Source organism: Flavobacterium sp. LC2016-01, from assembly GCF_009711135.1.
Lineage (GTDB): Bacteria > Bacteroidota > Bacteroidia > Flavobacteriales > Flavobacteriaceae > Flavobacterium.
The window spans coordinates 73,136-83,823 of record NZ_WMIC01000014.1 but is presented as its reverse complement, the minus strand read 5'-3'; the positions used below and the strand labels follow the sequence as shown (position 1 = coordinate 83,823).

Sequence of the window (10,688 nt, the reverse complement as noted above, 5' to 3'; positions counted from 1 at the left end):
ATCAACGCAGTCAGTACATTTGAAGGTTCGCCGATTGTTACGGTTTCATCATCAGTACATCCTTTTGAGTCAGTTACGGTTACGGTATAAGTTCCTGTTTTAAGGCCAGTTGCAGTAGCTCCTGTTTGAACTGGAACAGTATTCCATGAATACGTGTAGCCCGCTGTTCCGCCGGTAGCCGAAGCAGTTGCAGAACCCGTTGCGTCTCCTTTACAGCTTACGTCTGTTTTTGTATTAACCGAAGCAACTAAGGCAGCGCCTGGCTGTTCGATAGTTACCGAATTAGATTGATTTGAACAATCATCTGTTACAGTAACGGTATAAGTTCCGGCAGGAAGATTAGGTACAGAAGCAGTAGTTCCTACTACAACATTAGAAGAATTTTTCCATGAATAATTTACAGTGCCGACAGAATTAGTAACCACACCTGCAGTTACACTTCCAGTGCTCGCGTTGTAACACAAAACATCTGTTTTACTAGAAGCAGCAAGTGCTAAAGCAGCGGCAGGCTGTGTTATTTCAATAGTTAAAATTCCTGTAGCACAATTATTGCTATCTGTTGCACTAACTTTGTATGTTCCAGCACTTAAACCAGATATATTTTGTGTTGTAGCAAAATCTACATTGTTTTTTGTCCATTTATATGTGTATGGGCCTTGTCCTCCAGTTGGATTATTTAATGTAATGGCACCATTAGCTCCTCCAAAACATTTTACATTTGTTTGTGATAGAATAGTAATAATTGGGCATGGAACATCGGTCATTGGTGATACAATATCCTGTGTTGCATTATTACAGAGAGCGTTTTGAAAGAAAAGTTTTGATGTACTTACTTGTTGACTGCCGCAAGTATTTGGTTTTGGAGTCAATCGATATTTTAAAGTAATTGTTTCAACATTTAAGAAATCAATATTCCAGGCAATTTCTTGTCCTGTAATTGTTGTAGTTCCTTTGGTTACAGAAACGGATCCGATTGTAAAATTAGCTCCTATGGTTTCTTTTTCAAAAGGTGTTCCTGATATTGCTTTTGCAACCCAAGATAATTGAGTGAAAATTTGGCTGTAGATTCCTGTCAAATCGGCACCAGATTCTGTGAAAAATGAGCCACCGGATTGAACTCCATTAAGTATAGTCTCAGCATTTGTCTGGTCTGTTCCGCTAATAGCGCCAAAGAGTCCAACAGAAAAAATTTGATTGTTATAAGTAGTTCCTGAAACAGTAACCGTTTTAATATTATTTGCTGCAGTTTGAATAGCTGGCGAGCAATTATTACAGTCGCTACCACCGGTTCCTGTTACATTTGGAACTCCATCAGTCAATAATACCACGCTCCTTGCAGTAGCGCAGTCGTAAGTAGCACCATTAGCAGGATCTAATACTGCTTTGGCTTTTACCAAACCATCCTGAATATTGGTGCTTCCATTTGCAGTAAGCCCATTTATAACCGATATTAAATCGGCTTGGCCTGAACTGTTGGTTAAATATCTTCTAATTGATGCAGTTGTACTGTATGTTACAATCCCTACTTTGTTTTTCCCTGTTGGGTTATTAGCAGCAAGAAACATTTTATTGATAAAATCAATAGCAGCATCTTGAGCATGAGCTAAAGGTTTTGGATTGTTTCCAGATCCCATACTTCCAGATACATCAATAACTAAAACAACTTCTAAAGGTCTGGCAACAGGGTTTGTACCTTGAATTTTTAATTCAACATCCAATGCTCCGCAAACTCCAGACGCAACAGTAACTGTTTTTGTTGGGGTTATTGTTTGTGCAAAACCTATGGCAGATGAAAATAAGAAAAGTAACATACAAAACGTTATGCTGGCTTTTTTTATTAAATGGATAAAGTGTAATGTTTTTTTCATTTTATAGGAATTTAAATTGAAAAACAACTAAATATTTTGCAGTGAATATTTAATTTTCAGAAGGATTGTTTACGATGGTATGTACAACAGTGTTTACTGTGTAATTAGCGCAATTTGATGAAGTAGCATTGACTTGCATGCAATTCCATTTATTGTACGCAGTGCCTTGTGGAACCGTTAAGTGAACCTGAAAAGTTGCGGTCTGATTGGCCGGAAGTGAAACCGATGTGATTGCAACATTGCTGTTATCAAGAAAGCTGCCAACCAAATTCACATTTTGAGACGAACTGCTGCCATCATTATTCGAGCAGCTCGAATTTATGTTTAAAACACTTAAATTATAAACATCATCTGAATTTCCCGTATTGGTCAGGACCAGTGTAAAATAAGCACCATCATTACCTGCATTGCTGTAAATTCTGTCTTTCTCAACTCCAAGAGTTGCTTTACAAGAACCAGACTGTGCAAATGAAACGGTTGTAATCAAGCAGAGCAGTAACGAAAAAATGTTTTTTTGAAAGATATTTTTTCTTACCGAAAAAATAGACTTACAATTGGCAATAAATTTCACTGCTTTTTCAAGAGTAGATTTACTTTTCATAACTTAAGATTTAGTTTTGTGGTATTTATGAAATTTTAACAGAATCAAAATTATATTAGAGTTTTTGTATTTAAATTTTTTTGTCTGTAACTAACCTAAAAACTCGTTTAACTACCTTTTTTTAACAAAAAAACGATCAAAAAAAATCTTTTTTTGACCATTTTTTGCAAAATAAGTTATTCGTTTTTCTTCCTTTTTTGATTAAAAACATGCTTTTTGAATCTTTGTAAATGCTTAATAATCAAATATTTAGTTAAAAATTTATAGATTTACAAAATATCGACTAAGTGTAAGTTTTAATGGATGAAGTACACATTTTTGTTAAAACTTAAACCTCATTTTTTCGGATTGTTAAAGTTTTGAGGATTTCATATTCTTGTTAAAATTTTCACAGAATGTTAACAGAAATAAAAAATAGGGGAGGATTAAAAATTCTTTTGTAAATTAGAACTTAGAAAGCAGTTTGCTTACAGTGTATTTATTTTTAATAATCTCTTTTTATGAAAAACTTAATTTTAATACGACACGCAAAATCAAGTTGGGAAGCACCTTTAAAAGATTTTGACAGACCTTTGATGAAAAGAGGGATTTTAGATGCTCATGAAGTGTCTTCACATATTTCAAAATATCTTCCTAAAACCTATATAATTTGGAGCAGTACTGCAGCACGTGCTTCAGAAACGGCTCTAATTTTTGCTCAAAATATTTCTTATCCCATAGAAAGCATTATTTACAAAGACGATCTTTATACTTTTGACGACAAACAGCTCGAAAAAGTTATTAAATCGTGTGATAATAGTTTAGAAAGCGTTATTCTTTTCGGACATAACGAGGCTATTACAAATTTTGTTAATAAATTTGGGGATGTTTTTATTGAAAATGTCCCGACTTCAGGTTTTGTTTCCCTGCAATTCGATTCAGACAGCTGGGACGCACTAAATAAAGGCAAGACTCATAAAACAATTTTCCCCAAAGATTTAAAATAAATAAGAGTGTACGAACAGAAATATATCGATAGAGAAAAAAGTTGGTTAGCGTTTAATGCAAGAGTGCTTCAGGAAGCAGCAGATAACACAGTTCCACTTTTAGACAGACTGCGTTTTGTTGGAATTTTTTCAAACAATTTAGATGAGTTTTTCAGAGTTCGGTATGCTGCAATTCGGAGATTAAGTCTTTCAGGTATTTCTGGAGAAAAATATTTAGGCGGTATTTCTGCTCATCAATTAATTAAAGATATTACTGAAATTGTTATTCAGCAGCAATCTGAAAGTTTGCGTATTCTTGGAAATATCGAAGCTGAACTGGAAACCGAAAATATCTTTATTATTAATGAAACTCAAATTACACCAAAACAGGAATGTTTTTTAAAGGACTTTTTTACGCAAAAATTAAGTCCAGAATTGGTAACAATCATTCTTAATGATTTGGCTGTTTTTCCAATTTTGAAAGATACTTTAGGTTATCTGGCAGTTCGATTAGAACTGGCAAATGACGAAGTTCGATATGCTTTAATTGAAATTCCAAAAAACATCAACAGGTTTGTTGTGCTTCCTTCAGAAGATGAAAAGCAATATGTAATTTTAATTGATGACGTAATTCGTTATAAACTAAAAAGCATCTTCAATATATTTGATTATAAAAGTGTTTCGGCGCATATGATCAAAATTACGCGCGATGCGCAGTTAGATATCGACAGCGACTTAAGTAAAAGTATGCTGGAAAAAATTTCTACTTCTGTAAAAGATCGCCGAATTGGTGAACCAGTTCGTTTTATTTATGATAATTTAATTGAAGAAGATACGCTGCAGTTCTTTTTGGAAAAAATGAAAATTGTAGAAACAGACAGTATAATTCCTGGCGGACGCTATCATAACCGCCGTGATTATATGGATTTTCCAAATCTAGGGCGTTACGACCTATTATATAAGCCAAACGAGCCTTTGCCTGTTCCAGGTTTAAGTTTGGATGGAAGTATTTTAGAAAAAATCAGCAAAAAAGATTATTTGGTGCATGCGCCTTATCAGTCATTCTCCTATTTAACTAAGTTTCTGAGAGAAGCGGCTTTAGACCCGAAGGTTGCCAGTATCAAAATTACGTTGTATCGTTTAGCAAAGAATTCGCAGATTATCAGTTCGTTAATCAATGCCGCTAAAAATGGTAAAAAAGTAACCGTTCAAATTGAGCTTCAGGCTCGTTTTGATGAAGCCAGCAATATTTCGTATGCAGAGCAAATGCAGACGGAAGGAATTGACCTGATTTTTGGAATTAAAGGTCTGAAAGTGCACAGTAAAATATGTGTAATTGAAAGAATAGAAGACGGGAAAACACGTCGTTACGGATTTATTTCAACTGGAAATTTTAACGAATCAACAGCGAAAATTTATACTGATGTGACGTTGCTTACCTGTCATCAAGGCATTTTAAAAGATACATCAAAAATATTTGAGTTCTTCGATATTAATTATAGAGTACACAGATACAAACATTTGATCGTATCGCCACATTATACGAGAGGTAAGTTTATAAAATTAATTGATCGTGAAATTTTGCATGCACTTGCCGGCAGAAAAACGCATATTAAATTAAAAATGAATAGTTTGTCTGATTTTAAAATGATCGACAAGCTTTATGAAGCAAGTAATGCGGGTGTAAAAATTCAGCTTCAGGTAAGAGGAATTTGTTCACTGATTCCTGGAATTCCCGGAATGAGTGAAAACATTGAAGCGATAAGTATCGTCGATAATTATTTAGAACATACAAGAGTTTATATTTTTGGAAATGCAGGCTTGACCGAAGTCTATATTTCATCAGCTGATTTTATGACCCGAAATCTTGACGGAAGAGTCGAAGTGACTTGTCCAATTTATGACTTAGAAATAAAAAAAGAACTGATAGATAATTTTAATATTGCATGGAAAGGGAATGTCAAAGTACGATATCATTCTTATAAATTAGATAACAAATACAAGCCTCGTAATCATCATGCCCCGTTTAGAGCGCAATTTGAAACCTATAAATATTACCAAAATAAAATTGAAATTGCTGAAGCGGTAACACAAAAAATTAATTAATAAAAACCAATTTTTCAAATCATAAGTGAGCATGATTAATATTAGAAAATTTGCAGCAATAGATATTGGTTCAAATGCCATGAGGCTGTTGATATCGAATGTTGTAGAACAAGACGGTAAAGAACCTCAGTTTAATAAAAGTTCTCTTGTTCGTGTTCCAATTCGTTTGGGACAAGATGCCTTTACTGTTGGAGAAATATCACAAGAAAACACAGATCGAATGGTTGATGCTATGAAAGCATTCAATCTTTTGATGAAAGTTCATAAAGTAGAACGTTATATGGCGTTTGCTACTTCGGCAATGCGTGAAGCTTACAATGCCAAAGAAGTTGTGGCTTTGATTAAAAAGAAAGCTGACATTAAAATTGAAATTATTGACGGTAAAAAAGAAGCAGCAATTATTGCTTCGACAGATCTGCATCATTTATTAAAAACGGATGAAACTTATTTATTTGTTGATGTTGGTGGTGGAAGCACTGAATTTACCTTGTTTTCTGACGGAAAAATGATCAATTCAAGATCTTTTAAAGCAGGAACGGTACGTTTATTAAATAATATGGTTTGCGATGTGGTTTGGGATGAAATTGAAAAATGGATTAAAACCAACACTGCAGATTATGATGAGGTTACCTTAATTGGATCTGGAGGAAACATCAATAAACTATTTAAAATGTCGGGAAAACAGCAGGAAAAACCGCTTTCATACATTTATATTAATTCCCAATATGCGTTCTTGAATTCGTTGACGTATGAGCAAAGAATTGCTGAATTAGGTTTGAATTCTGACCGTGCCGACGTTATTATCCACGCAACGCGAATTTATTTAAACGCAATGAAGTGGAGCGGTGCACGCCAGATTTATGTTCCAAAAATTGGACTTTCAGACGGAATTGTAAAAGCAATGTACTACGGTAAAATTTAATTTTTCGCCACCAATTACACCAATTTCCACCAATTTTTATTTTCAAAATAGTTTAAATTAATTCGTGAAAATTAGTGTAATTCGTGGCAAACTTATACTTCAGAATAAATGAATAAAACTAGACTCGAAGCCTTTAGTGATGGTGTTTTAGCAATAATCATAACCATCATGATTTTAGAAATAAAAGTGCCCGCAGGACATGAATTTGCCGATTTAAAACCGCTTATTCCTAAATTTCTAAGCTATATTTTGAGTTTTATTTATGTTGGAATTTATTGGAACAATCACCATTATTTGCTTCACGGTTTATCTAAAGTAAATGGAAAAGTGCTTTGGAGCAATTTGCATTTATTGTTTTGGCTGTCACTAATTCCGGTTTCAACAGGCTGGATGGGTGAACACAATTTTGCAAAAGCATCAATGGCTTTGTACGGAATCATTTTGTTGCTATGCGCCATTTCGTACGTAATTCTGCAATATGTAATTATGTGCAGTGAAGGCGAAGATTCAGTATTGAGAAAAGCACTTAATAGGGATTTAAAAGGAAAAGCTTCAGCCGTTTTATATATTATTGGAATTGCATCTTCGTTTTACAGCGAATGGATTTCTGGTGCCGCATATTTTATTGTTGCCATGTTATGGCTTATTCCAGATAAAAGAATAGAAAGAGCTTTTTATTCTAATGAATAATTTTGAAAAAAAGTCAGCCAGGCATTTCACGAATTGCTACTAATTTTTTATTCACAAAGGTTTAAAAATAATTCGTGCCAATTCGTGAAATTCGTGGCTAAAAAAGAAATTAATCCTTTAAATCTAATCCAAACGTATTTCGTAAAAGTTCAATGTTTGGATTGATTTCTAAAAATCGATTGTAACGATCCTGATTATTATAAGTTCGTTTTGTTTCGGCTTGTTCATTTACAATTACTTCAATTGTAATGTCATGATTATGCAAATGCCCTTTTAAATGGCCTAGTAATCCATTCATCTGACTTTCAAATTCCAATTTAGAACCTTCGTTTGGCAGTTCATAACTAATTGTTGTGCCATTCAAAACCGGATCACTAATCAAAAGTATCGATTCCATAATCTTTAAGCCTTTTTGGCCTAAACGTTCTGCATATTTGTTCCAATGGAGCAACATTTCTGTTTCTGTAAATTCTTCCGTTGGCAATACAGAAGAAGGTTTTACATAAGATTTACTGCTTGCTTCTAATTCCTTTTTTTTGCGAATACTGGCTAAAGAAAATGCGGAAACCTTTGGTGTATTGTCTATTTCTGTTTTTGGAGCTTCCGGAGTTTGAGCTTTTGGAGTTTCAGAAACAGTTGTGTTTTGCGTACTTTCGGCTTCTTCTGAAGCAGTTACGTTTTCTGATTTTGTATTTTCGGAAACAGTGTGGTTTTCAACTTTTGACTTTACACTTTGAACTTCAACAATTGAAAAGCTTCCATTTTTATAATAAGTAGGCGGAATTATGAATTGCTCAGCTTTTTTTTTTCTCCATCAAAGTTGATAGAGGCCAATTGCATCAAACATAGTTCAACTAAAAGTCGCTGATTTTGACTCAATTTGTACTTTAAATCGCAGTCGTTTGCAATGTCAATTCCTTTTAATAAAAATTCCTGAGAGCATTTTTGAGACTGAACGCCATACATTTGCTGTGCTTGTTCTCCAACTTCTAATAAAGCAATAGTTGCAGGAGTTTTGCTTACTAACAAATCTCTAAAATGAGATGCTAATCCAGCAATAAAATGATGTCCGTCAAAACCTTTTGAAAGAATATCATTGTAGGCTAATAAAAGTTCCGGGATTTTATTTTCCAGAATTAAATCAGTGATTGAAATATAAGTTTCGTAATCTAATACGTTTAAGTTTTCGGTTACAGCTTGACGTGTTAAATTAGTGCCGCAGTATGAAACCACACGGTCAAAAATAGATAAAGCATCACGCATTGCTCCATCTGCTTTTTGAGCAATAATATGCAGAGCGTCATCTTCAAAATTGATTCCTTGACTTTGAGCAACATCAGCTAAATGTTCTTTAGCATCTTTTACCGTAATTCTTTTGAAATCAAAAATTTGACAACGAGATAAAATCGTCGGAATGATTTTGTGTTTTTCTGTTGTTGCTAAAATAAAAATAGCATGTTTTGGCGGTTCTTCCAATGTTTTAAGAAAAGCATTAAAAGCGGCCGAAGACAACATATGAACCTCGTCAATAATATATACTTTGTATTGTCCGGTTTGTGGCGGGATTCGAACCTGATCAATAAGGCTACGAATATCATCAACCGAGTTGTTTGAAGCAGCATCTAACTCAAAAACGTTAAACGCAAAATCTTCATTTGGATCGTCATATCCAGGCTGATTTATCTTTCTAGCCAAAATACGCGCGCAGGTAGTTTTTCCAACTCCACGCGGTCCGGTGAATAAAAGGGCAGAAGCAAGGTGATTGCTCTCAATAGCATTCAACAAAGTGTTTGTAATGGCTTTCTGTCCCACAACATCCTTAAAGGTCTGCGGGCGATATTTACGTGCCGATACTACAAATTGCTCCATATTCTTTTTTATTCGATAGCAAATATATGACTTTTGTTTCGTTGTTTAAAGACGATTTTATTTATTTGATGAAATTCTTTTTCTTTAAAATTACAAAGATTAAACTTAGAAATAATACGATGTTGACAATCAAAGAAATGATAATGTATTGACTGTATGTTTCAAGTTTTGCCTCGGTTTTTTCTTTATCAGAAATTTCTTTTTGAGATTTTTTATATATTCTCAATTTCTCTAATTGATAGATCCAGTCGACAAGATATTCATTGTTAGATTCCAATTCAAAAATGGGAATATCTAAAGATTGTATTTGCTTGTTAGCACGGTAGACATTTTCCGTTTTTGGAAATGGGGGCGGATATGACCCTCCTTCTGGTTTAAATCCTCTACTAGGTGAGCAAGAGCTAATATCTATTATTCCAGCATCTTCATAATTCGCATATACAATCCAAAGTTGTTTTGTTTGCGGAAATAAAGAACAGTTGCTAAAGTATTTTCCATTAATATATTGAGACCTGGTTTTTCCTTTGAATAATTCTATAATTCTGAAAGTATATGTACTTGAAATTGTATCAATTTTAATAACTTCTCCATAAAAAACAATGTCTGAATATTGTAGTCCGCGTTCTACCATAGTTTCCTTTTCAGGAGTTTTACAATCGCAAGAGAAACAATTATTATAAAAGAAAACAAATGCGAGTATAAGAATGTATTTTAATTTCATACAATTTGGTTTTGAATACAATAATAATCTTTTAGAATCATTTTTTTTCATTTCTAAATTGAATTTTTGTAATAAAAAATGTACTATTTTTAATCCGAAACTAAAATGATCTATTTACTAAAACATTAATTTGATACTTCATGAACGCAAAACAAATCGTTAGATTAAGCAATATTATCGGGATTACGTCTATACTCTTATTAGTGTATTGGGTATTTACTTTTATTACAATACAGGTTTTTGGGTTAAAAGTGTTTAAAGAGAATATGACTGAAACATTTTATCTGAGTATTTTAGGAATTCTTGCTTTGATGGTGGGTTCTCTGATTATCAATTTAATGTTTAATTTGACCAGAATTGCTGAAAGACATAATCTTGATGCAGTAAATGCTAAATCAAATAGATTGAAATTTTTGACTTTGATTTTAATTTTCCCTTTGATCGCTATAATTTTATTTGGCGGAGATTATTTAACTACTGCCAAAAAAGAAGAGCGACTGATTAAATCGGCTGAATCAATTATTTCGGTTAATAAAGTAAATAGCGATAAGTTGGTAAACTATAGTTTTTCTGAAAGCTACATCAAAGAAACTGCTGATATTTTGGATATTTTATCCAAAACAGATGAGAATTTCCCTAATGTTACTGTGATTGTAAAAGATTCGCTCAAAGGTTCTCAAGTTTATTTAGGCTTTACTGATTATTATGAAGGGCGTTCGAAAGATTCCATTCATCCACAAAAACAAGAATATATTTATCAAACTACTAAAGAAGAAAGAGATTATTTGAAAAGTGTTTTTGAAAAAGGAAATGATGAATTACGCTATAGTTCTCATAACGGCTATTACGAATTATTTTATCCTTATAAGAAAAACGGAAAGAAAATTATTCTGTATTTTTCTGAACAACAGCGTTATGGAAAACTTGGAAGCTAGTTAGTTTATAA

The 10,688-nt window shown here is 33.2% G+C and carries 10 protein-coding genes; 5 read left to right on the top strand and 5 right to left on the bottom strand.

Annotated features, from left to right (window positions below; translation table 11 throughout):
- A partial coding sequence (locus GKZ88_RS21910) for a VWA domain-containing protein (protein ID WP_155104434.1) occupies window positions 1–1,868 on the bottom strand: 1,868 nt, incomplete at its 3' end.
- 49 nt (window positions 1,869–1,917) lie between these two features.
- Entirely contained in the window at window positions 1,918–2,469 is a 552-nt protein-coding gene (locus GKZ88_RS21905) for an Fn3-like domain-containing protein (RefSeq protein WP_155104433.1), read from the bottom strand.
- Window positions 2,470–2,969: 500 nt separating this feature from the next.
- Between GKZ88_RS21905 and GKZ88_RS21900 the strand changes: the two genes are divergently transcribed.
- From GKZ88_RS21900 to GKZ88_RS21885, 4 genes are all read left to right on the top strand, one after another.
- The gene (locus tag GKZ88_RS21900) at window positions 2,970–3,455 is read left to right on the top strand and encodes a histidine phosphatase family protein (protein WP_155104432.1); all 486 of its coding nucleotides are present in this window, start codon (window positions 2,970–2,972) and stop codon (window positions 3,453–3,455) included.
- Window positions 3,456–3,461: 6 nt separating this feature from the next.
- Window positions 3,462–5,540 carry a polyphosphate kinase 1 gene (gene ppk1, locus GKZ88_RS21895; RefSeq protein WP_347343908.1) on the top strand — a complete coding sequence of 693 codons (2,079 nt, stop codon included), beginning with the start codon at window positions 3,462–3,464 and terminating at the stop codon, window positions 5,538–5,540.
- Between the two features lie 31 nt (window positions 5,541–5,571).
- Window positions 5,572–6,462 (top strand): exopolyphosphatase, encoded by an 891-nt coding sequence (locus tag GKZ88_RS21890; protein WP_133526950.1) that lies wholly within the window; start codon window positions 5,572–5,574, stop codon window positions 6,460–6,462.
- A 108-nt stretch (window positions 6,463–6,570) separates the two neighbouring features.
- Window positions 6,571–7,152: a TMEM175 family protein gene (locus GKZ88_RS21885; RefSeq protein WP_155104431.1), complete on the top strand. Its 582-nt coding sequence runs from the start codon at window positions 6,571–6,573 to the stop codon at window positions 7,150–7,152.
- 109 nt (window positions 7,153–7,261) lie between these two features.
- Here GKZ88_RS21885 and GKZ88_RS21880 read toward each other — a convergent pair whose 3' ends face one another.
- The 3 genes from GKZ88_RS21880 to GKZ88_RS21870 all read right to left on the bottom strand — a co-directional run bounded on the left by GKZ88_RS21880 (window position 7,262) and on the right by GKZ88_RS21870 (window position 9,742).
- Window positions 7,262–7,636, bottom strand: coding sequence for a DNA polymerase III subunit gamma/tau (locus GKZ88_RS21880; protein WP_230392575.1), 375 nt, complete (start codon window positions 7,634–7,636; stop codon window positions 7,262–7,264).
- A gap of 299 nt (window positions 7,637–7,935) precedes the next feature.
- Entirely contained in the window at window positions 7,936–9,021 is a 1,086-nt protein-coding gene (dnaX, locus tag GKZ88_RS21875) for a DNA polymerase III subunit gamma/tau (protein ID WP_155104430.1), read from the bottom strand.
- Window positions 9,022–9,082: 61 nt separating this feature from the next.
- Window positions 9,083–9,742 (bottom strand): hypothetical protein, encoded by a 660-nt coding sequence (locus GKZ88_RS21870; RefSeq protein ID WP_155104429.1) that lies wholly within the window; start codon window positions 9,740–9,742, stop codon window positions 9,083–9,085.
- Between the two features lie 140 nt (window positions 9,743–9,882).
- Between GKZ88_RS21870 and GKZ88_RS21865 the strand changes: the two genes are divergently transcribed.
- On the top strand, window positions 9,883–10,677 hold the full coding sequence (locus GKZ88_RS21865; protein WP_155104428.1) for a peptidase: 795 nt from the start codon (window positions 9,883–9,885) through the stop codon (window positions 10,675–10,677).
- Window positions 10,678–10,688: the final 11 nt, after the last annotated feature.

What these genes read in the sequence shown, in the direction of transcription:
- GKZ88_RS21905 (WP_155104433.1), bottom strand. Translation starts at nt 2,469, where the DNA reads ATGAAAAGTAAATCTACTCTTGAAAAAGCAGTGAAATTTATTGCCAAT.
- dnaX (WP_155104430.1), bottom strand. Translation starts at nt 9,021, where the DNA reads ATGGAGCAATTTGTAGTATCGGCACGTAAATATCGCCCGCAGACCTTT.
- GKZ88_RS21865 (WP_155104428.1), top strand. Translation starts at nt 9,883, where the DNA reads ATGAACGCAAAACAAATCGTTAGATTAAGCAATATTATCGGGATTACG.
- GKZ88_RS21890 (WP_133526950.1), top strand. Translation starts at nt 5,572, where the DNA reads ATGATTAATATTAGAAAATTTGCAGCAATAGATATTGGTTCAAATGCC.
- GKZ88_RS21900 (WP_155104432.1), top strand. Translation starts at nt 2,970, where the DNA reads ATGAAAAACTTAATTTTAATACGACACGCAAAATCAAGTTGGGAAGCA.
- GKZ88_RS21885 (WP_155104431.1), top strand. Translation starts at nt 6,571, where the DNA reads ATGAATAAAACTAGACTCGAAGCCTTTAGTGATGGTGTTTTAGCAATA.
- GKZ88_RS21870 (WP_155104429.1), bottom strand. Translation starts at nt 9,742, where the DNA reads ATGAAATTAAAATACATTCTTATACTCGCATTTGTTTTCTTTTATAAT.